The sequence below is a fragment of the Leifsonia naganoensis genome (assembly GCF_013410615.1).
Lineage (GTDB): Bacteria > Actinomycetota > Actinomycetes > Actinomycetales > Microbacteriaceae > Leifsonia > Leifsonia aquatica.
This window is the reverse complement of the sequence record NZ_JACCHJ010000001.1, coordinates 1,335,516-1,356,809: the sequence shown is the minus strand read 5'-3', so window position 1 is coordinate 1,356,809 and position 21,294 is coordinate 1,335,516. Positions and strand designations below refer to the sequence as shown.

Annotated in this window: 17 protein-coding genes and 1 pseudogene; 11 read left to right on the top strand and 7 right to left on the bottom strand. The window is 69.3% G+C overall.

What is annotated here, in order from left to right; translation table 11 throughout:
* Positions 1 to 166: 166 nt before the first annotated feature.
* The 5 genes and pseudogenes from HNR14_RS06480 to HNR14_RS20815 form a co-directional block, all read left to right on the top strand.
* Positions 167 to 1,084: a carbohydrate ABC transporter permease gene (locus HNR14_RS06480; RefSeq protein ID WP_179700389.1), complete on the top strand. Its 918-nt coding sequence runs from the start codon at positions 167 to 169 to the stop codon at positions 1,082 to 1,084.
* Positions 1,085 to 1,087: 3 nt separating this feature from the next.
* Positions 1,088 to 2,020, top strand: coding sequence for a carbohydrate ABC transporter permease (locus tag HNR14_RS06475; protein WP_179700388.1), 933 nt, complete (start codon positions 1,088 to 1,090; stop codon positions 2,018 to 2,020).
* A gap of 41 nt (positions 2,021 to 2,061) precedes the next feature.
* Complete coding sequence (locus HNR14_RS06470) at positions 2,062 to 3,435, top strand: ABC transporter substrate-binding protein (protein ID WP_179700387.1); 1,374 nt, start codon at positions 2,062 to 2,064, stop codon at positions 3,433 to 3,435.
* Positions 3,436 to 3,515: 80 nt separating this feature from the next.
* Positions 3,516 to 5,255: a glycoside hydrolase family 35 protein gene (locus HNR14_RS06465; protein WP_179700386.1), complete on the top strand. Its 1,740-nt coding sequence runs from the start codon at positions 3,516 to 3,518 to the stop codon at positions 5,253 to 5,255.
* Positions 5,256 to 5,316: 61 nt separating this feature from the next.
* Positions 5,317 to 5,811, top strand: a pseudogene (locus HNR14_RS20815) (FAD-binding oxidoreductase); the annotation flags it as partial.
* Positions 5,812 to 6,452: 641 nt separating this feature from the next.
* On the opposite strand, the gene HNR14_RS06460 reads toward HNR14_RS20815, so the two are convergent.
* Complete coding sequence (locus HNR14_RS06460) at positions 6,453 to 8,648, bottom strand: beta-galactosidase (protein ID WP_179700385.1); 2,196 nt, start codon at positions 8,646 to 8,648, stop codon at positions 6,453 to 6,455.
* A 65-nt stretch (positions 8,649 to 8,713) separates the two neighbouring features.
* On the opposite strand from HNR14_RS06460, the gene HNR14_RS21330 reads away from it, so the two are divergent.
* A complete protein-coding gene (locus HNR14_RS21330; protein ID WP_051336948.1) occupies positions 8,714 to 9,550 on the top strand; it encodes a MurR/RpiR family transcriptional regulator in 837 nt (278 codons plus the stop codon).
* A gap of 5 nt (positions 9,551 to 9,555) precedes the next feature.
* Here HNR14_RS21330 and HNR14_RS06450 read toward each other — a convergent pair whose 3' ends face one another.
* Positions 9,556 to 11,790, bottom strand: coding sequence for an FAD-dependent oxidoreductase (locus tag HNR14_RS06450; protein WP_179700384.1), 2,235 nt, complete (start codon positions 11,788 to 11,790; stop codon positions 9,556 to 9,558).
* Positions 11,791 to 11,923: 133 nt separating this feature from the next.
* On the opposite strand from HNR14_RS06450, the gene HNR14_RS06445 reads away from it, so the two are divergent.
* The gene (locus HNR14_RS06445; RefSeq protein ID WP_179700383.1) at positions 11,924 to 13,432 is read left to right on the top strand and encodes a glycoside hydrolase family protein; all 1,509 of its coding nucleotides are present in this window, start codon (positions 11,924 to 11,926) and stop codon (positions 13,430 to 13,432) included.
* Positions 13,433 to 13,493: 61 nt separating this feature from the next.
* On the opposite strand, the gene HNR14_RS06440 is transcribed toward HNR14_RS06445, so the two are convergent.
* Positions 13,494 to 14,330 carry an alpha/beta fold hydrolase gene (locus HNR14_RS06440; protein WP_021762737.1) on the bottom strand — a complete coding sequence of 279 codons (837 nt, stop codon included), beginning with the start codon at positions 14,328 to 14,330 and terminating at the stop codon, positions 13,494 to 13,496.
* 166 nt (positions 14,331 to 14,496) lie between these two features.
* Positions 14,497 to 15,435: an NADP-dependent oxidoreductase gene (locus HNR14_RS06435; RefSeq protein WP_179700382.1), complete on the bottom strand. Its 939-nt coding sequence runs from the start codon at positions 15,433 to 15,435 to the stop codon at positions 14,497 to 14,499.
* Positions 15,436 to 15,545: 110 nt separating this feature from the next.
* Here HNR14_RS06435 and HNR14_RS06430 point away from each other — a divergent pair, with 110 nt between their 5' ends.
* The gene (locus HNR14_RS06430) at positions 15,546 to 16,079 is read left to right on the top strand and encodes a MarR family winged helix-turn-helix transcriptional regulator (RefSeq protein ID WP_179700381.1); all 534 of its coding nucleotides are present in this window, start codon (positions 15,546 to 15,548) and stop codon (positions 16,077 to 16,079) included.
* Positions 16,080 to 16,263: 184 nt separating this feature from the next.
* On the opposite strand, the gene mraY is transcribed toward HNR14_RS06430, so the two are convergent.
* Entirely contained in the window at positions 16,264 to 17,370 is a 1,107-nt protein-coding gene (gene mraY / locus HNR14_RS06425; protein ID WP_179700380.1) for a phospho-N-acetylmuramoyl-pentapeptide-transferase, read from the bottom strand.
* A gap of 44 nt (positions 17,371 to 17,414) precedes the next feature.
* Entirely contained in the window at positions 17,415 to 18,440 is a 1,026-nt protein-coding gene (locus HNR14_RS06420; protein WP_179700379.1) for an aldo/keto reductase, read from the bottom strand.
* A gap of 169 nt (positions 18,441 to 18,609) precedes the next feature.
* On the opposite strand from HNR14_RS06420, the gene HNR14_RS06415 reads away from it, so the two are divergent.
* Positions 18,610 to 19,185 carry a TetR/AcrR family transcriptional regulator gene (locus HNR14_RS06415; protein ID WP_179700378.1) on the top strand — a complete coding sequence of 192 codons (576 nt, stop codon included), beginning with the start codon at positions 18,610 to 18,612 and terminating at the stop codon, positions 19,183 to 19,185.
* 195 nt (positions 19,186 to 19,380) lie between these two features.
* The gene (gene lepB, locus HNR14_RS06410) at positions 19,381 to 20,109 is read left to right on the top strand and encodes a signal peptidase I (protein WP_343064427.1); all 729 of its coding nucleotides are present in this window, start codon (positions 19,381 to 19,383) and stop codon (positions 20,107 to 20,109) included.
* A 43-nt stretch (positions 20,110 to 20,152) separates the two neighbouring features.
* On the opposite strand, the gene HNR14_RS06405 is transcribed toward lepB, so the two are convergent.
* On the bottom strand, positions 20,153 to 20,326 hold the full coding sequence (locus tag HNR14_RS06405) for a hypothetical protein (RefSeq protein WP_179700377.1): 174 nt from the start codon (positions 20,324 to 20,326) through the stop codon (positions 20,153 to 20,155).
* A gap of 167 nt (positions 20,327 to 20,493) precedes the next feature.
* Between HNR14_RS06405 and HNR14_RS06400 the strand changes: the two genes are divergently transcribed.
* Entirely contained in the window at positions 20,494 to 21,291 is a 798-nt protein-coding gene (locus tag HNR14_RS06400) for an MmyB family transcriptional regulator (protein ID WP_179700376.1), read from the top strand.
* Positions 21,292 to 21,294 lie beyond the last annotated feature (3 nt).

Sequence of the window (21,294 nt, the reverse complement as noted above, 5' to 3'; positions counted from 1 at the left end):
GGGTGCGCCGTCCGCTGTGCAGCGAAGGGATCACACGCTTGCAAATAAGTATCAATTAAGTCACGCAAACTCCCAGCTTGTGCAAATCATTTGACAAGCGTCGGCGCCGCATGCGAATCTCTACTCCAGCAGCACGGCCTCCACGGCCCGCACGGATAGGACTCCCATGACGACGATGTCGAGCACGACACCGGTGACGGCGCGGCCGACGCGCCGCCGCCGTCCGCGCCGCTCCCTGATCGGCTGGGCCTTCGTCGCACCGTTCACGATCGCGTTCGCCTTCGTGCTCATCGCGCCGCTCGGCTACACCGTCTACCTCAGCCTCTTTCAGCACCGGCTCATCGGGGGCAACACATTCGTCGGCCTGACGAACTACGTCGAGCAGCTCACCAGCCCCGACTTCTGGGATGCGCTCCTGCGGGTGTGCCTCTACCTCGTCGTGTTCGTCCCCGTCATGCTCGGGCTCGCCCTCCTGACCGCGCTGGCCCTGGACTCGGCCCGGCTGCACGCCCCGCGGCTGTTCCGCCTCACGATCTTCCTGCCGCACGCGGTGCCCGGCGTGGTGGCCGCCCTGCTCTGGGGATACATGTACGGCACGCACTTCGGTCTCGTCGGCAACATCGACGACTTCCTCGGGATCACCCTCCCGGACCCGCTGTCGGGCAACCTCGTGCTGCTCTCGATCGGCAACATCATGGTGTGGCTGACGATGGGCTACAACATGCTCGTCTTCTACTCGGCGCTCCGCGTCGTGCCGACGGAGCTGTACGAGGCCGCCGACATCGACGGCGCAGGACCGTGGCGCGTGATCGCGGCGATCAAGCTGCCGGCGATCCGTCCGGCGCTCGTGGTGACGGTGATGTTCTCGACCATCGCGGCCTTCCAGCTCTTCAACGAGCCGAACATCCTCAAGGCTCTGGCGCCCAACGCGATCAGCTCGCACTTCACGCCGAACATGTACGCCTACAACCTCTCCTTCGCCGGCCAGCAATTCAACTCGGCCGCCACCGTGGCGATCGTCATGGGTGTCATCACGATGATCGTCGCCTACGCGATCCAGCGCGTCGGAAACCGAAAGGGCTGAACCATGGCCATCGCCACTCTCCAGCGGCCGTCCGGCACCGAGCCCCGCACCGCCGACGACGGACGCCCGGCCCCGCGCCGGCGCAGCGGGATCAAGCCGCGCAAGTCCTGGCTGCTCACCGCCCTCATGTCGGTGCTGTTCGCGTACAGCATGCTCCCGCTGTTCTGGCTCGTCGTCAGCTCCACCAAGACCCAGGGCGCCCTCGCCTCGAGCTTCGGCCTCTGGTTCTCCGGGCCGTTCGCGTTCTGGGACAACGTGGTCCAGGTGTTCACCTACCAGGACGGCACCTTCGGCCGGTGGGTGCTCAACACCATCCTCTACACCGTGGTCGGCGCGATCGGCTCGACGTTCCTCGCCACGCTCGGCGGCTACGGGCTGGCGAAGTTCGACTTCCCCGGCAAGCGCGTGCTGTTCGCGGTCATCATCGGAGCCGTGGCCGTCCCCGGCTCGGCGCTCGCCGTCCCGACCTTCCTGCTGTTCAGCCAGCTCGGCCTCACCAACACCCCGTGGGCGGTGTTCATCCCGTCGCTGGTCTCGTCGTTCGGGCTGTTCCTGATGTGGAGCTACTCGCGCGAAGCGGTGCCCAACGAGCTCCTCGAGGCGGCACGGATGGACGGCGCGGGGGAGTTCCGCACCTTCTTCACGATCTCGTCCCGGCTCCTCGCCCCCGGTGTCGTGTCGGTGCTGCTGCTCGACGTCGTCGGCACCTGGAACAACTACTTCCTGCCACTCATCATGCTGAGCGACCCGAAGTGGTACCCGCTCACCGTCGGCCTCAATCAGTGGAGCGAGCAGGCCAACACGGCCGGAGGTGAGACGGTCTTCAACCTCGTGATCACCGGCTCCCTGCTCACCATCGTCCCCCTCATCATCGCCTTCCTCTTCCTGCAGCGGTTCTGGCAGTCCGGCCTCGCCGCCGGAAGCGTGAAGGCGTGACACGTCCGGTTCCCCGGCAACCAAGAAAGGTGCACACCCGAATGATCAACCACAGCCGCTGGCGACTCGGTGCGAAGAAGCTCGTCGTCGCCGCCACGGTGGGCCTCGCCGTCACGGCGGGTCTCGCAGGATGCTCCGGCGCCTCCTCCTCCGCCGGCGACACCCCCTCGGCGAGCGTCACCCAGGCGCAGATCGACGCCGCGATGAAGAAGAAGACGACGATCACCATCTGGACCTGGGCCACCACCCTGGGCGGGATCGTCGACGCGTTCGAGAAGAAGTACCCGGACATCACGGTGAACGTGGTGAACGTGGGCACGGGCGCCGCGCACTACCAGAAGCTCGAGAACGCGATCAAGGCCGGCTCCGGCGCCCCCGATCTCGCGACCGTCGAGTACCAGACCATCCCGCAGTTCGCGCTCGAGGGAAGCCTGGTCGACCTGAACACCTTCGGCTACGGGAAGTACAAGGACCTCTTCACGCCGGCCATCTGGAACTCGACCAACGTGAACGGCGGACTCTACGAGCTCCCGCACAACGCCGGCCCGACCGCGATGTTCTACAACAAGTCCGTCTTCGACAAGTACGGTCTCGACGCGCCGACGACGTGGGCGGAGTACGCCGCCGACGCGAAGACGATCCACGAGGCCGACCCGACCGCGTACATCGCCGCCGACACGGGAGACGCGGGAATGGTCTCCAGCATGCTGTGGCAGGCGGGCGCCAAGCCCTTCCAGGTCTCGGGAACGTCCGACGTCTCGATCGACTTCTCCGGCGCCGCCGAGAAGAAGTTCACCGACTTCTATCAGCCGCTTCTGGACGACAAGCTCCTCATGCCGGCCTCCGGCTTCAGCAACGACTGGTACCAGGGCCTCGCCAACGGCAAGATCGCGACCGTCGTCAGCGGTGCGTGGATGGCCGGGTCGCTCAAGTCCAGCGTGCCCACCGGTGCGGGCCAGTGGCGCGTCGCGCCGATGCCGCAGTACGAAGCGGGCAAGACCGCCAGCGCCATGAACGGCGGCGGCGGGTACGCGATGCTCAAGCAGAGCCCGAAGCAGCGTCAGCTGGTCGCGGCCGAGTTCCTGAAGTTCATGGAGACGGACAGCCAGGCCATCCAGCTCTCCATCGCGGCCGGGCAGTTCCCCGCGACGGTCAAGGAGCAGAACTCCAGCGAGTTCCTCGAGGCGAAGAACGACTACTTCGGCGGCCAGCAGATCAACACGATCTTCTCCCAGTCGGCCGCGGACGCCCTCAAGGGCTGGCAGTACCTGCCCTACCAGTCGTACGCGAACTCCGTGTTCAGCGACACCGCCGGGCAGGCCTGGGTCGGCAAGACGACCCTGCAGGACGGCCTGAAGGCCTGGGGCGACAAGCTCGTCACCTACGGCAAGCAGCAGGGCTTCACCGTCAAGTAGAGAACGGGGAGCGGCCGGTGCGGGGGAGCACCGGCCGCTCCTCTGCGTCGCCGTGCCGCATCCCAGCCTCCAGGAGTGTCATGTCCACCTTCACGATCGGCGAGCGCGACTTCCTGCTCGACGGCCAGCCCTTCCGCATCCTCTCGGGCGCCCTGCACTACTTCCGGGTGCACCCGGAGCAGTGGGAGGACCGCATCCTCGCGGCCAAGGAGATGGGCCTCAACACCATCGAGACCTACGTGGCGTGGAACGAGCACGAACCCGAACGGGGCTCGTTCCGCAGCGACGGCGCGCTCGATCTCGGGCGCTTCCTCGACCTCGTCGCCGAGGCCGGGATGCACGCCATCGTCCGTCCCGGTCCGTTCATCTGCGCCGAGTGGGACAACGGCGGGCTCCCCGGCTGGCTGACGCGCGAATGCGGCAGCCGCATCCGCTGCTCCGACCCCCGCTATCTGCGCGCCGTCGGCGAGTACTTCGCGCGGGTGCTCCCGATCGTCGTCCCGCGCCAGGTGGATCGCGGCGGCCCGGTCATCCTGCTGCAGGTCGAGAACGAGTACGGCGCATACGGGGCGGACAAGGAGTACCTGGCCACCCTCGTGAGCTGGATGCGGGCCGGCGGCATCACCGTCCCGCTGACGACGGTCGACCAGCCGGAGGACAGGATGCTCGAGGACGGGCGCATCGACGGCGCCCACCTCACGGCGTCGTTCGGATCGAACGGGATCGAGCGTCTCGGCCGGCTGCGGCGGCACCAACCCGACGGGCCGCTGATGTGCGCGGAGTTCTGGGACGGCTGGTTCGACCGCTGGGGCGGGCGCCACAACACCACCGATGCGACGGCCGCGGCCCGCGAGCTCGAGGAGATCCTCTCGACCGGCGCCTCGGTCAACATCTACATGTTCCACGGCGGCACCAACTTCGGCCTCACGAACGGCGCCAACCACAAGGGCTACTACGAGCCCACCACGACCTCGTACGACTACGACGCCCCGCTCAGCGAGGACGGCGTCGCGACGGCCAAGTACCGCGCGTTCCGTGCCGTGCTCGGGAGGTACGTCCCGCTCCCGGAGCGGACCCGCAACGATCCGGGGGAGGCCCCGGCGTTCACCTCCCCGTTCGACGCCGCTTCCCGGCTGCTGTCGGTCGTGCCGCTCGGAAGCGGCGGCAAACACTCGTCGGCACCGAGCATGGACGAGCTCGGCGTATATCGCGGGCTGGCGCTCTACCGGGCGGAGGCGGCCGCGGGCGTGCTCCGGGTCGGAGAGGTGCGCGACCGTGCCCAGGTGTTCGCGGACGGACGCCCGGTCGGCGTCCTCGAGCGGGAGCACAACGATGTCGCGATCGAACTGCCGGACGGCACCCGGCTGCTCGAGATCCTGGTGGAGGACCAGGGGCGGGTGAACTACGGGCCGCGGATCGGCGAGCCCAAGGGACTGATCGGACCCGTCACGCTGAACGGACGCGAGTTGCGGGGATGGTCCGTGGATCCGATCGACCTCGACCATCCGGACCGCTACCTGGAAGCCGGCCCCGACCATCGCACCGGTGTCGGCGGTCCCATCGTCGCCCGGTCGACGTTCCGCCTCGACGAACCGGCGGACCTGCACCTGGCCACCCGGGACCTGGGCAAGGGATTCGCCTGGGTCAACGGCTGGCCGCTCGGCCGCTTCTGGAGCCGCGGGCCGCAGCACTCCCTGTACGTGCCCGGCCCCGCGACGCGCGCGGGCGAGAACCAGCTCGTCGTTCTCGCGCTCGGCGGCGCCCTCCCGTCGCGTGCGACCTGGCTCGCCCGGCCGGATCGCGGTCCCCTGGAGGCTTGAACGCCCGGCGACCGGATCGCTACTGTGACGGCAAGACGTCGCGTTCGAGGAGGTCGGTTCGATGGAGCAGAAGAGTCTCGACGCCCTTCGCCGCCGTGTGAGCGGTCAGGTTCTGACTCCCGGCGACGACGGGTACGGTTCGGCGGTCGCGACGTGGGACCGGTCGGTGGTGCTCCGCCCCGCAGCGGTGGTGCGCGCCCGGTCCGTGCGCGACATCGTCGCGGCGTCGAGCTGGTCGGCCGATCAGGGGCTGGACCTCGCGATCCTGAACACCGGTCACGGCCTCCTCAGCGATGTGGCGGAGGGCGTCGTGGTCAGCGTCGACGGACTGACGGAGCTGCGGTTGGACCTCGCCGACAGATGTGTGACGGTCGCGCCCGGCGCTCGCTGGTCGCATGTGCAGGCTGCGGTGACACCGCATGGCCTCTCCGGGCTCGCGGGCGGGTCCCTCGGCGTCGGCGTCGCCGGCTACAGCATGGGGGGAGGGCTCTCGCCGATCGGCCGCACGTTCGGGATGGCCGCGGATCGGATCCGCAGGCTGACCGTCCTCGACGCCGAGAGCCGGCCGCTCGAGGTCACTGCGGAACGCGAGCCCGACCTGTACTGGGCGCTGTGCGGGGGAGGCGCGCTCGCGATCGTGACGGAGATCGAGTTCGAGGTGGTGGAGGTGCCGACCCTGTTCGGCGGGGGCGTGTACTTCGCCGGCGAGGAGGCGGCCGCGGTGCTCGCCGCCTATCGCGACTGGCTGCCGTCTCTCGACGACCGCACGTCGACCTCCATCGCCCTCCTGCATCTGCCAACCGCTCCCGCGCTGCCCCCGGAGCTTCGTGGGCAGTTCGTCGTGCACCTGCGGATCGCGCACATCGACCCCGCCGACGACGAGCTCGAAGAGACGGGCCGACGGCTCTTGGGGCCGATGACCGCCGCCGCCACGGTCATCCTCGACTATGCGCGCCCGATGACGCCGGACCTTCTCCCGGACATCCATCGTGACCCGGTCGACCCGACGGCCGCGGCGTACCGGGGTGGTCACCTGGCGGCGATCGACGATGACGCCATCGCGACGATGACCCGCATCGCGACCGCCCCGGAGGGACCCGTCCCGACGCTGCTCGAGCTGCGTCATCTGGGTGGAGCGTACGAGAGCTCCACCGCGGCGCCCAACAGCGCGACGGCGCGTGGTGCGCAGTTCAACCTCTACGTCTCGGCTCCGTACGACACCTCGGATCCTGCGTCGTCCCGGGAGCTGGTGGACGACGCCGTGTCCCGGATCGGGTCGCCCGGTCTCGGAGCCCAGTTCAACTTCTCCGGGCCGGCCCCGCAACCCGGCGCGGTGCTCTCGCTCTGGACCGAGGCGGACGGCGCGAGGCTCCTCGCTGCCCAGAGCCGCCTGGATCCGGACAACCGGCTCGTCACCGGGCGTCCCCTGCGCTGAGCGGCGTCAACCAGGGACACGACGAGGACGCCGAAGGGTTCGAGCAACGGCCGGTCGACGGCGTCGCCCGTGAGCCGATCGATCCCGACCACGTCGACGCGCACGGCGACCGGGCCGTGGTTCACCACGAACGTCAGACCGCCCCGGCGCATCACCTCGACGCCGTCCGGGGTTTCGCGCAGCTCGACGTCCGCGTCGGCGAGCACCGACGTCAGCACCGCACGGATCCCAGCGTCGTCCGGGTCCGTCGCCAGGTACCACGCCGATCCGTCGCCGACCGCGGAGCGGGTGAAGGCGGGGCCGCCGTCCGCAAGGCCGCCGTCGAAGCGGGCGAGGACGTCGGCGTCGCGCGCGTGCAGGACTTCCGACCACTGGCCGGTGGGGCCGTCGATCGCGCCTGTCAGCCGCACGGGATCGGCGGGACCGTGTGGCGCGTACTCCTCGACCCGGACGCCGAGGACGTCGGCCAGGCGCCCCAGGTGTCCGCCGTCGGGCAGAGCAGCATCCTGATCGGTGACGCCGGCCGGAGCAGCGACCAGCAGGGTGCCGCCGTCGCGCACGTAGGCGCCGAGCCGGTCCGCATCCTGCTCTCCGATGACGAAAAGGGCGGGAGCGATCACGACCCGGTAGGCGGAGAGGTCGCCGTCGCGGGCCACGAAGTCCATGGTGACGCCCAGGTCGAGCAGCGCGTGGTGCCAGGCTGCGATGACCTCCGCGTAATCGATGCGGGCGGGCGTCGCCCGCTGCTCGATGCTCCACCACGAGTCCCAGTCGACGATGACCGCGACCTCCGGCCGTTCGACCAGGGTCCCGGCGAGATCGCCGAGCCGGCGCAGCTCGTCGCCGAGCCCGCACACCTCGCGCCAGATCCGCGTGTCGGTGCCGGCGTGCGGCACCATCGCGGAGTGGAACTTCTCCCCGCCCCGGCGCGACTGCCGCCACTGGAAGAACATCACGCCGTCCGCGCCGCGCGCGATCGCCTGATACGACAGGGCGCGCATCTGCCCGGGCCGCTTCGGGGCGTTGAGGTCGCGCCAGTTGACCGCGCTGGTCGACTGCTCCATGAGCAACCAGGGACGGCCGTCGCCGAGCGACCGCATGAGGTCGCGCTGCAGGGCCCCGTCCTTCCACGAGCCGGGATCCGCCGGATCCGGGTACGCGTCGTCGCTCACCACATCCACTTCGCTCGCCCAGGACCAGTAGTCGGCGGGCTTGAACAGGCCCATGAAGTTGGTGGTGATCGGTATACCGGGGGTCGCCTCCCGCAGGACCGCCACCTCCGCCCGGTAACCGTCGAGCAGTGCGTCCGAACCGAACCGGTCGAAGTCGAGCAGCTGCGCCGGGTTGCCGAAGGTGGGGGCGGCCCGTGGTGGGAGGATCTCGTCGAAGGACGCGTAGCGCTGCGACCAGAACGCGGTGCCCCAGCGGGCGTTCAGCTCGTCGATGGAGCCGTAGCGGCGCCGCAGCCACTTGCGGAAGGCCCGCGCCGTCTCGTCGCCGTAGTCGCGCGGGTTGTCGTTGCCGAACTCGTTGCCGACATGCCACGCCACCAGGGCGGGGTGCGAGCCGTAACGCTCGGCGAGGGCGCGGACCAGCCGGACGGCCAGGCGCCGGTAGGTCGCCGAGCTCGGATTGACGTGCTGCCGGCTGCCGGGAGAGAGGACGTGACCCCACTCGTCCACCAGCAGCGTGTCGGGATGGTTCAGCGACAGCCACTGCGGAGGCGTGGCGGTCGCGGTCGCGAGGTCGACGCCGATGCCGGCCGCGTGCAGGCGGTCCAGCACCCGGTCGAGCCACGCGAACTCGAAGCGCCCCTCCTCGGGCTCGAGGAAGGCCCACGAGAAGACGCCGACGGTCGCGACGGTGACGCCCGCCTCCACCATGAGGCGCATGTCCTCGTCCTGGGTCTCCTCCGGCCATTGCTCGGGGTTGTAATCGGCTCCGTACCAGAAGCGCATGTCTCGTCCTCTCGTGTAATTTATTTTCAGTAGGCGCTTCGCGCCGCACAGTGAGGGAGGCCGTCGTGAGCACCGCAGCAGAGCCCAGCCCGCTCGAGCTCGTCAGGCACGCGCTGCCGACGTTGTCCGGTGCGCGCAAGCGGGTCGCCGAGATCGTCCTGGCCGATCCGTTCGAAGCGGGCCGCAACTCCATCACGTGGCTGGCGTCGCAGGCCGACACGCAGCCCGCGACCGTCACGCGGCTCTCCGTCTCGCTCGGCTACTCCGGCTTCCCCGCCTTCCGTGCAGCGGTGGCGAACGAGACCGGGCGCGAGTCGCAGGCGGGATGGGCGAGCGACATCGGGCCGGACGTCACTCCCACGGACTCGCCCGAACAGGTCATGAACGTGCTCGCCGGGCACGAGTTCCGGGCGCTGCGCAACGCGCTGTCGAACGTGGACCTCGGGCTGCTCTCCGCGGCGGCCGACACGATCGCTGTCGCGAAGCGGGTCGAGATCTTCGGCGAGTGGGGCGACCGCCCTCCGGCCGACGAGCTGTCGATGCGGCTCATGCGTCTCGGGGTGCCCGTCTGGATGCACGAGGGCGCCTACGCCGCGAAGGTCGGCGCGAGCCTCCTCGACGCGAAGGGTGTCGCCATCGCGGTGTCGCGCAACGGCGACAGCGACATCGTGAAGTCGTTCCTGCAGGAGGCCTCGGCCCACGGAGCGACCACGATCGTCATCACCGGCGTCCCGGACGGGCTCGTCACGCGCGACGCCGACCTGGTGCTCTACACCGGCACCGGCGGCGGTCGCACCTGGACGGAGTACTTCGCGGGGCGGGCGAGCGACGACTTCGTCGGTGCCGTGCTCTGGATGCTGGTGGCCCAGCGCCTCAAGGCGTCGTTCGCGCTCCCCGCCTGACCCGGTCACCCGAAGACGCGGACGGCGACGACGCTCGCCCAGGCCGACCCGTTGGTCGCCTCGACGACGATCCGGAGCGCGTCCGTGGACATTCCGCCGAGCGGATGGATGCGACGACGGCGGCGATTACCCTCCACCTCGACGATTGTCACCCACCCGTCGCCGGTCGCGGCCTCGATGCGGTAATCGCGCACGAGCTCGGGGATCACGGGGAACGGCGTGCGGTGGTGGTGGAGGTTCACGAGGTCCTCATCCACTTCGTCGTTGAACACCAGCTCGACGCTTCCCGCGACGACGGGGGCGTCCCAGCGCAGCTCGAGCCGCTCCTCCCGCTGCGGCTCGATGCGGTCGGACGACCACAGGTTGGGGCCGCCGAACGGTCGCGCGTAACCGCCGGCGACCTGGCCGGCACCGTAGGCGTGCGTCGCGGGCGTCGCATCGAAGACGGGGGCGTGCCTGCGCAGCTCCGCCGCCGACCATGCGTTGGACTGCGGCCGGTGCAGGTCGGTCGCGGGCGTTCGGCTGAGCAGGCCGAGCACTCCGGACGGAGCAGGCTCCGGGTTCACGATCACCGAGAGTCCCCGAGCGCGCCGGACGACGACGACCACGTCCTCCGGCGCTGTCGGCGCGTAGCCGAAATCGGCTTCGATCCGGGTGCGGCCCGGCTCGACCTGCAGGGTCCGCCGGTCGACGAACCGCACGGGGATGTGGTTCTCGCCGCCGTCGGTGCTCCAGAGTTCGACGACCACCTCGGTCGGCCCCTCCGCCTGCACCAGCAGGGCGACGCGGTCCAGCCTCGGATCCACGGGGAGGTGGAGGCCGAAGTCGTGCTCGTCGAGGGGGTACGGGGTGGCCGCAGGTGACGCGTCGACGCGCAGCTCGGTGAGGGTGCTCGACGCGGTGATGTCCGCGGTGAGCGCGAGATCGTCCGGCGACGTCCAGGTCACGCCGAGCAGGGAGGCGTCGCTGCGCAGCAGCAACTGCTGCAGCTCGCCCATCCGCTCGGTCGCGACCTGCCGCGGAGTGATCCCCTGCAGTGCCGCGAGCGCCGCGCCGGCGCCCGCAGCCTCCCCCGTGACGGCGCAGGTCGCCATCACACGGGTGGTGCCGAAGGCCACGTGGCTGGCGGAGATGTCGCGCCCGGCCATGAGCAGGTTCCGGGTGTTCCGGGAGTACAGCGAGCGGAAGGGGATGTGGTAGACGCCGGACGTGAACAGGTGTTTGGAGCCGTGGTCGGTGGAGTACATCCCTCCGGGCGGGTGGAGGTCGATGGACCAGCCGCCGAAGCCGATCCGGTCGTCGAACCGTTCCTGGGCCATGATGTCGCGCTGGGTCAGCACGTGATCCCCCACGAACCGGCGGTACTCGCGCTTGCCCGGCACCGAGCCGACCCATTCCAGCGTCAGCGTCTCGGCGTCGAAGAGCCCCGAGTTCTTGATGTGGTCCCAGATCCCGTAGACCACCGCCCACAGCTCGTCGCGGATGCGCTCGTTGTCGTTCACCGCGTCGAGCTCGCCGCCCCACTCGATCCACCAGTAGTCGCAGCCGTTGGCGCGGGTGTCGATCCGGCGGTGGACCAGGATGCTGGTCTCCGCGATGTCCTTCGCGATCGACGGCGGGACGTAGCGCACCGGCTCGCCGACGTCTTTGGTGTAGAAGAACAGGGTGCTGCCGAGCATGTTGTCGTCGGGGACTTCGGGCGCCCATTCCTCGCCGTAGACGCTCGCCGCCTCCCGGCCGGACGCGTACCAGGCGCCGGCGAGCTCGCCGACGAGTCCGTCGCCGCTGGCGTCGATGAACACCGCGCCGGTGAAGGTGAGCCGCCGCTCGGAGCCCTGTTGCCACCCGGTGACGGCGATGATCCGACGGTCGTCGTCGGGGCCGTCGGCGTCGACCTCCGTCACGTCGGTGTTGAGGAAGAGCCTGATGCCGGGCTCGGCGCGCACCGCATCCAGCACGACCTGGTCCCAGAAGTACGGGTTGCCTTCGGGATTGCGGTACTGGTTCTCCAGGAACAGCTCTCCCATGATCCCGGTCTCTCTGGCGTATTTCTGGGCGCCGTGCGCCGTGGCACCGCAGACCCAGACCCGGATCTCGGAGCTCGAGTTGCCGCCGAGGACCGGGCGGTTGTTGATCAGCGCGACCCTCGCGCCTGCCCGAGCGGCGGCGATGGCGGCGGCGACACCGGCGAGCCCGCCTCCGATGACCGTGACGTCCGAAGTGACCGTCTGTTGCTGCATGGTCGCGCTACTCCTTCGTACCGCGGAGGTGTCGATGCTCCCGGTAAATTATTTGTCACTACGCTTGCACAGCTCGCGAGAATGCGCAAATAATGAGCACGCAACAGTTTCCATCAACGGAGAGGGAACCTCGGTGAAACTCAACAGACGTGCTCTGGCGACCACGGTCGCCGCAGTGGTGGCCGCAGTCGTCGCCTCGATCGGGATGGCGGCGCTGCCCGCCCAGGCGGCCGGCCCCACCCCATCCATCGCGAACGACACGGTGTGGAACGATGACGCCGGCAATCCGATCCGGGCTCAGGGAGGCAACGTCCTCCACGTCGGTTCGACGTACTACTGGGTCGGGGTCTCGTTCAAGGACGGCCCGAACAAGAACGTGAACCTGTACAGCTCCACCGACCTCACCACCTGGCACTTCGACAAGACCCTGCTGTCCCAGGGGGTGGGCGTGCCGGGCGACACGGCGGGCGACCTGACGCCCGGAAACTGGCTCGGCCGGCCCCAGCTCGCGCAGAACCCGAACGGCACCTGGGTGCTCGACTTCGAGGTCCCGCATCTCCGGGCCGACGGCGAGCAGCGCAACGCCATCGCGTTCGCCACGAGCCCGACCATCGACGGGACGTACACCTACCTCGGCGCCTCGCTCGTCGACGGGAACACGACCGGCGACCACTCCCTGTTCGTCGACGGTGCGAACGCCTACCTCGTGTACGTCGGTGACAACGGCAGCTCGGACAACTACTGGGAGAGCATCGCCCTGCTGAACCCGAGCTGGACGGCGGTGCAGTCGATCGTCTACAAGGACTACAACAACCCGAGCAACCACCACGAGGCGCCCGCGATCATCAAGATCGGCTCGACCTACCACTGGTTCGCCTCCGGGATGAACTGGTGGGCGGGCACGGCGACCGGTCATCGGACGAGCACGAACCTCACGAGCTGGACGCCGTGGGCGAACGTCGCGACGGTGCCCGCGTCGGGCAACTCGTTCAACACGCAGTTCGAGCAGATCATCCCCGTGATCGGATCGTCGGGGACGTCGTATCTGTACAACGGCGACCGCTACTCGGAGTTCTACAAGGGCCCCGGCGACACGACGGCGCCGGGCGGCATCGGCCGCAACGACTGGTACCCGCTGACCTTCTCCGGCGACACTCCCACCCTGATCGGTGCGACCGACGTGCACGCGAACGCCGCTGCCGGGACGCTCGACTACAACGCCGTGGCGAACGGCCGCTTCGATCAGGATGTCGCCGGCACCGCGATCCCGCAGTGGGCCACGAGCTACACGGCCGGGGCGACCAAGGTCGAGGACACGACCGGCGCCTCGAATCGGCAGCTGACCCAGACCTTCGCGACGTCGTACAGCGCGTGGGCGGTCCAGCAGGTCACGCTGCCCGCAGGCACCTACACTTTCAGTGCCGACGTGAAGAGCAGCGGGGGTCAGTCGTCCGCCTATCTCGTGGTCAAGAACTACGGGGGAGCGGAACGGCACTCCGATCTGTCGACGGCGGTCCCGGGCTGGCAGACCCGGACGTTGACCTTCACGGTCAGCACGGGATCCGCGACGATCGGGATCTGGTCGGCGGGGTCCGGCGGTCAGTGGCTGAACGTCGACGACGTGTCGATCTGGCGCAACTGAGACGACGACGGCGCACCCGGGAATCCCCCGGCTGCGCCGTCGCTGTTTCGAGCCGGCTCGGCTACTGCTGGATGAACGCCAGGATGTCGGGGTTGATGACGTCCGCGTGCGTGGTCAGCATCCCGTGCGGGTAGCCCTCGTAGATCTTGAGCGTGGCGTTCTGGAGGAGCTCGGCCTGCTTGACCGACGCGTCCTTGTAGGGGACGACCTGGTCGTCGTCGCCCTGCGTGACCAGCACCGGGACGGTGATCGCCTTCAGGTCCTCGGTCTGGTCGGTCTCGGAGAACGCCTTGATGCCCTCGTAGTGGGCGAGCGCGCTGCCCGTCATGCCCTGGCGCCACCAGTTGGCGATGACCGGCTCCGACGGCGTGACGCCCGGGCGGTTGAACCCGTAGAACGGGCCGGCGGCGACGGCCTGGAAGAACTCGGCGCGGTTGGCGGCCAGCGCCTCCCGGAACCCGTCGAACACCGAGATCGGGGTCCCCTCGGGGTTGGCGTCGGTCTGCACCATCAGCGGGGGCACGGACGAGACCAGCACGGCCTTGGCGACGCGTCCCTGGGGCTCCCCGTACTTCGCGACGTAACGCGCGACTTGGCCGCCGCCGGTCGAGTGCCCGATGTGGATGGCGTTGCGCAGGTCGAGGTGCTCGACGACGGCGGACGCGTCGCTGGCGTAGTGGTCCATGTCGTGCCCGGTGCCGATCTGGGACGACCGGCCGTGGCCGCGGCGGTCGCTCGCGATCACCCGGTAGCCCTTGCCGAGGAAGTACAGCATCTGGGCATCCCAGTCGTCGGACGACAGCGGCCAGCCGTGGTGGAACATGATGGGCTGCGCGTCCGGGCTGCCCCAGTCCTTGTAGTAGATTTCTGCGCCATCGTCTGTGGTCACAAACGCCATGATCAACCTCCAGGTCGTGTCGAGCCGATCGGTGCGGTTCGACGGTGGGACGTTCTCTGCTGATTTCGGAGAGCGCGTTCACGGTAACCTCCGACGCCGCCTCCGTAGTCCTACTTTTGTCCAGAACGTCGGGCGCGGGAAGGGGCGCCCCGCTCGCTCGCGACCGTCACGCGTTGTCCGGCACGACCACGACCTTCCCGCGCAGCGTCCCCGCCGCGGACTGCTCGTGGATGGAGGCCAGCTCGACGAACGAGACACGCCGCGCGACCTCGATGTGGAGGTCGCCGCTGTCCACGAGCGACGCCAGCTCGGCGAGCTGCTGCGCGTCGCTGCGGACGAAGACGACCGTGCCGCGGACGCCGCGGCCCTCGTCGCTCGGGGCCGGCATCCACGCCGTCGTACTGACGACGATCCCGCCGTCGCGCACGAGGCCGACCAGCGCCTCGAACTCGGCGGGGTCGATCGGGGCGAGGTTGAGCAGCACATCCACTTGCTCGGTCACGGCGTCGAGCAGGGCGGTGGCGGTGTGGTCGATGACCTCGTCCGCGCCCGCGGCGGTGACGGATGCCCGGCTGCGGGGGCTGGCCGTCGCGATCACGTACGCGCCGGCCTTCGCGGCCAGCTCGACCGCGTACCCGCCGACGGTGCCGCCGGCGCCCACGATCAGGATGCGCTGACCCGACCGGAGGCTCCCCTCGTCGAAGAGCGCCTGCCAGGCGGTGAGGCCGACCGACGGGAGGGCGGCGGCATCGGTCAGCGGGATGCTCGAGGGAGCGGCGACGAGCACGTCCGCGGGGGCGATGACGTACTCGGCGGCAGCGCCATCGGCCGTCATCGGGAGGAAGCCGATGACCGCCTCGCCCACGGCGAAGCCGGTGACGTCGCTGCCGAGGGCGTCGACGGTGCCGGCGACGTCGTAGCCGGGGATGTGCGGCAGCGTCACCGGGATGGGGAGGCTGCCGGCGCGAATGCCGTTGTCGGCCGGGTTGAAGCCGGACGCGGCGACGCGGATGCGCACCTCTCCGGTGCCGGGGACGGGCTGCTCGACGTCCTCGATGGTGAGGACGCTCGGGGCGCCGAACTCGTGGAAACGCACTGCCTTCATGGTCTTCTCCTTCTGTCGATCCGGTGACCGGTTCGTGTTTTGCTTCGATGTCGAAGCAACTGAGAGTGACGATAGCAGTGCTTCGATGTCGAAGCAAGTATGATCGGTGCATGACCGACGAATCCGCCCCGCTCGAGCCCGCGCAGCTGAATGCGTACTTCGCGCTGATCGAGGTGAGCAGCCTCCTGCGCCACACGGTCGAGCAGCAGCTGCGGGATGCCGGCGGCCTGAGCTATGTGCAGTTCCAGCTCCTCGCGCGCCTCGGGGATTCGCCCGGCGGCCGCCAGCGCATGACCGACCTGGCGGACGGCGTCGTCTACAGCCGCAGCGGGCTGACGCACCAGGCGGGGCTGCTCGAGAAAGCGGGCCTGGTCACCCGCGCTCCGTCCGTCGAGGACGAGCGCAGTGTGACGGTGACGATCACGGACGGCGGCCGCGCCGTGCTCGCCGCGGTGTTCCCCGGCCACATCGACGTGCTCCGGAAGATGTTCCTCGCACCCCTCACGGACGCTGAGGTCGCCGTACTCGCCGATTCGCTCGGCAAGGTCCGTGACCACATGCGCGCCACGCCTCCCCGATCGGCGGAGGCGCGGAGGCGCGGCGGTCGGGACTCGGGGGGAAGGGGAGCGCGGGCGGGTTCCTAGTCCGCGCCCGCGCTCTGTTCCGCTGGCGACCCGAACGCCGGCGGAAGCGGCCGAACGTCGCAACCCGCGACAGAGGACGACCCGCGTCCACTCTGGGACACCGGAGGCCCCGCGAGCGCGGTGGCGGGCGCAGAATCAGTAGCGACCGTGGTCGACTGCCGTAGTCACGGCCCGCTACGGAGGGCTAGCCGAGCCACTCCAGGTAGAAGCCGCCGACGCCGACCGCCATGAGGATCCCGGCGACGATCCAGAGCCGCACGACGATCGTCACCTCGCGCCAGTTCATGAGCTCGAACGTGTGATGGATGGGCGTCATCAGGAAGAGCCGCTTGCCGTGCGTGGTCTTGAAGTAGGCCCGCTGGAGGATCACCGAGCCGGCCTCGATGACGAAGAGGCCGCCGATCAGGATGAGCAGGAGCTCCGTGTGCGTCTCGATGGCGAGTGCGCAGAGTGCGCCGCCGAGTCCGAGCGCGCCGGTGTCGCCCATGATGATCTTGGCCGGATTGGTGTTCCACCAGAGGAAGCCGACGAGGGCGCCGCAGATCGCGGCGGCGACGATCGCCAGCGAGAGCGGGTCGGCCGTCGAGTAGCACTTCGCGACGTTGTCGGGATGGAGGGATCCATTCGTGCAGGACTGCGTGAACTGCCAGAAGCCGATGAAGATGTAGGCGCCGATCGAGAGGATGGAGGCGCCGGTCGCGAGCCCGTCCAGCCCGTCGGCGAGATTCACGCCGTTGGTCGTCGCCGCGGCCAGCACGTTCACCCAGAGGACGTAGAGCACCAGGCCGACGATCGGCACGCCGGTCGCGATGCGGGCGAGGTCGAGGGCGGGGATGTCGCGGAGCGCGGAGATCGCGGTCGAGGCCGGGGCGACGCCCTCCGCGTTCGGGAGGGAGATCGCGAGCACGGCGAACAGGGTCCCGACGATGAGCTGGCCGGCGACCTTCGACCATCCGCCGAGACCGAGGCTGCGCTGGTTGCGCACCTTCAGATAGTCGTCGACGAACCCGACGCAGGCCATGCCGACGAACATCAGCAGGACGAGCAGCGACGAGGCGGTGATGCCCTCCCCGCCGTTCAGCAGGGCCGCAGCGAAGAACCCGAAGAGCGTCGCCAGGATGAAGACGATCCCGCCCATCGTCGGGGTGCCTCGCTTGACGTGATGCGACTTCGGTCCGTCCTCCCGGATGAACTGACCGAGCTCGAGCTTCCGGAACAGGCGGATGAAGGCCGGAGTGAGCAGCAGCGAGAAAAGGAGCGCCAGACTGCCGGCCGTAAGAAGAGTCCCCACGCTATGTATCGTGGCAGATCAACTTCGGCGGAGGGTTCGGGGGCTTACGCGGCCGTGCGCTCCGCGAGCGGGCGCCGACGCAGCGCGGCGTCGCCGACCTCCGGCCCGCGGTAGACCATGTCCATCGCGCCGATGCTCTCGCCGGGCGGGACGATCGCGTCGATGCGGTCGAGGATCTCGTCCGACAGGGAGACGTCCACGCCCGCGAGGGTGTCCTCCAGCTGCTCCATGGTGCGCGGGCCGGCGATGGCGGAGGTGACGCCCGGGTGCGCGATGACGAAGGCCATCGCGAGGTGGGTCAGCTTCACGCCGGTGTCATCGGAGAGCGCGACCAGCTCCTCCACGGCGGCGAGCCGGCGCTCGTCGCGGAAGTGGCGCATCCCGGTGCGGGTGGAGCGGAAGTTGTCGTTCTCCTGACCCGCGCGGTAGCGGCCGGTCAGGGTGCCGCCGGCGAGCGGGCTGTAGACGAGCGTCCCCATCCCGTAGCGCTGGGCGACGGGGAGGATCTCGCGCTCGATCTCGCGGTCGAGGATGGAGTAGTTGGGCTGCTCGGTGCGGAACCGCTCGAAACCGCGGCGCTCCGACATCCACTGCGCCTCGACGATCTCCGAGCCGCGCATGGACGAGCTGCCGATCGCGCGGACCTTGCCCTGCCGCACGAGGTCGGTCAGTGCCGAGAGCGTCTCGTCGATGTCCGTGTCGGTGTCGGGGCGGTGCAACTGGTAGAGGTCGATGTGGTCGGTCTGGAGGCGGCGCAGCGAACGCTCGACGGCCTCCATGATCCAGCGCCGGGAGGCCCCGCGGTGGTTGATGTCGTCGTCGACCGGGCCCCAGAACTTGGTGGCGAGCACGACATCGTCGCGGCGGCCCTTGAGTGCCTCGCCGACGACCTCCTCGGAGTCGCCGTAGCGGTCGGCGGTGTCGATGAAGTTGATACCGGCGTCGAGCGCGCGGTGGATGATGCGGATGCCGTCGGCGCGGTCGGGGTTGCCGAGCGACCCCAGCATCATGGCGCCGAGGGCGTAGGGGGTGACCTTGATGCCGGTGCGGCCGAGGGTTCGATACTGCATGCTGTCTGCTCCAGAACGGATCGGGATCGCGGCACCGGGAAGGTCGGGGTGTCGTATGATCGGTGAATCGGAACAATGCTCCGGTTGGAGGACCACTCTAACCGGAACAACGTTCCGTTTACAAGACGACGATACCCGGGATGCGTCCCGCACGCCAGAGGGAGCCCGCATGACCGACTCCGCCGTCCGCCCCCGGCGGGCCGATGCACGGCAGAACGTCGCGTCCCTCGTGGAGGCGGCGAAAGCGGTCTTCGCCGAATCCGGCGTCGACGCACCAGTGCGCGCGATCGCCGAGCGGGCCGGCGTCGGGGTCGGGACGCTGTACCGCCACTTCCCGCTGCGCTCCGACCTGATCTCGGCGGTGTTCCGCCGCGAGATCGACGCGTGCGTCGAGGCGGCGCCCGAGATCGAGGCGGAGTACCCGCCGGGCGAGGCCCTGGATCGCTGGGTCATGCGGTACACACAGTTCGTGGCGACGAAGCTCGGTCTCGCCTCCGCCCTCCACTCGGGCGACCCCGCGTACGAACCGCTCGCGGAGTACTTCGCCACCCACCTCGCGCCGACGCTCGAGCGGCTGCTCGCGGCGGCGACCGCCTCCGGCGACGTCGTGCAGGAGGTCGACCCGTACGAATTGCTGGGCGCGGTCGCCAACCTGTGCCACGGGGGAGGCCCGGCAGGCACCGCGACCTCGCCGCGCGCGGAACGGATGGTGCGGCTGCTGCTCGCGGGGCTGCGGGCGGGCTAAAGCGACGCCACCCCAGCGTGGTCAGAAACCCGTAGTGAGCTTCAGCCGGCTTACTTATTCGGTGTCGCGTGATCACCTATCGGCGCGCATCATGCGCGGACATTCGGGGTGTTGAGCACCAAACTCGTGGAGGCGAACTACCAGTGCTCACAGGGCCGTCTGGTCCAGGACTCGCTAGCGGCCACAATAGGCATTGTGACCGACAGCACCGCCACGACCCGCCCTCGCCGCGCCACTCGCAAGTCTGGGTGGAAGTCGCTGTTGCGGGATGTCGTCGTCATCTTCGTCGTCGCGGTCCTCGTCTCGTTCCTGATCAAGACGTTCGTCGCGCGCTCCTTCTACATCCCCTCCGGGTCGATGGAGAACACCCTCCAGATCAACGACCGGATCATCGTCAACGAGCTCCAGCCGCGCGTTTTTCCGCTGCAGCGCGGCGACGTGGTCGTGTTCAAGGATCCGGGCGGCTGGCTGCCCGCGCCCGCCCCGGACAACAGCAACGCGCTCCAGAAGGGCGTCGGCGCGGTGCTCGACTTCGTCGGACTCGGCGCCTCCGACAGTGACCAGCACCTCGTGAAGCGCCTCATCGGCCTCCCCGGTGACAAGATCAGCTGCTGCAACGCGCTCGGTCAGATGACGGTCAACGGCGTGCCGCTGAAGGAGCCGTACGTGCTCCTTCCCGCCGGCGTGCAGCAGGTCTCGGGCAAGCCGTTCGAGGTGACCGTGCCCGCCGGCAGGGTCTGGGTGATGGGCGACAACCGGTACAACTCGGCCGACTCCCGCTACCACATGGACGACCCAGGTCGTGGCACCGTGCCTATGGCGGATGTCGTCGGCAAAGCCTTCGTGGTCAGCTGGCCGCTGAGCCACTGGTCGTGGCTCAGCGACTATCCCAAGACCTTTGCCGGCGTGAGCGACCGCGAGTAGACGCGGGGGGACTGCGCCGCTTCACGTCTGCTCGAATGGCGGGCTAGTAGTCCTCGCGGCGCTCCGCGGCGACCCGGAGCTCGCTCTCGGCCCGCGCCCATTCCTCCAGCACGAGCGCGAGCTGGCGCTGCAGCCATTCGGCCTCGAACTCCGCCTCGGCGGCGAGCTCGCTCAGCCGCTGCCGGCGCTCGTCGGCGGTTCCCGTCAGATCGTCCATGGTGTCCGTCCGCCTTTCCGTGTCGCTGCCGACGTTAGTCGCGGGTGACGGGGAGGGGATAGGACGACTGTCGAATCACGGGGGCGGTGCGTACGACTCGACCGCCGGTAGTATCCGAACGCAGGGTACTATTTCAAAATTGAAACACTTCCGGATGGGAGCTTCTCGTGGTCACGCGCGCGACAGTGCTGGGCGAGTACCTGCGCGCACGACGGGGGCTCGTCGCCCCGGAGGATGTCGGCATCCCGGTGGATCCCGGACGGAAAGTGACCGGTCTCAGACGGAGTGAGGTCGCCGAGCTCGCCGGGGTCAGCGAGAACTACTACCTGCGGTTGGAGCAGGGCCGCGACCAGCGACCGTCGGAGCAGGTGCTCGGCGCTCTGGCCCGCGCACTCCGGCTCGACCACTACGCCACCGAATACGTCTTCCGGATCGCCTACGGCGAGCTCTCCGACCAGGACTCACCCGACACCCCGGACGACAGCCTGCTCGAGCTCCTCAACCACTGGCGCCAGAACCCGGCGTACATCACGGACGGCAACCACGACATCGTCGCCTCCAACGCCCTGGCCGGAAAGGTCGGCCGCGGGTTCCTCGACGTCGGGCGGAACAACGTCGTCGCGTTCTTCAGCGACCACACGCAGGAGGTGGCCATCGAGTGGGAGGAGTCGGCCGCGCATCTCGTCGCCGCCCTCCGCTTCCACAGCGACCCGCTCAGCCCCCGACGGCAGCAGATCGTCGACGAGCTCTCGGCCACGAGCCCGGTCTTCGCTCGGCTCTGGCCGCGCCACGATGCCTGGCCGCTCGCCGACGGGATCGCCCGGCACTCCGTCGACGGCTTCGGACTCGTCGACCTGCGCTACCAGAACCTCGCGATCCCCGGCCGACCCGGTCACGTGCTGACGACGATCTTCGCCGAGCCGAACACGCCGGGGGTGGCCGTCCTGGCCTATCTCGCGGTTTAATGG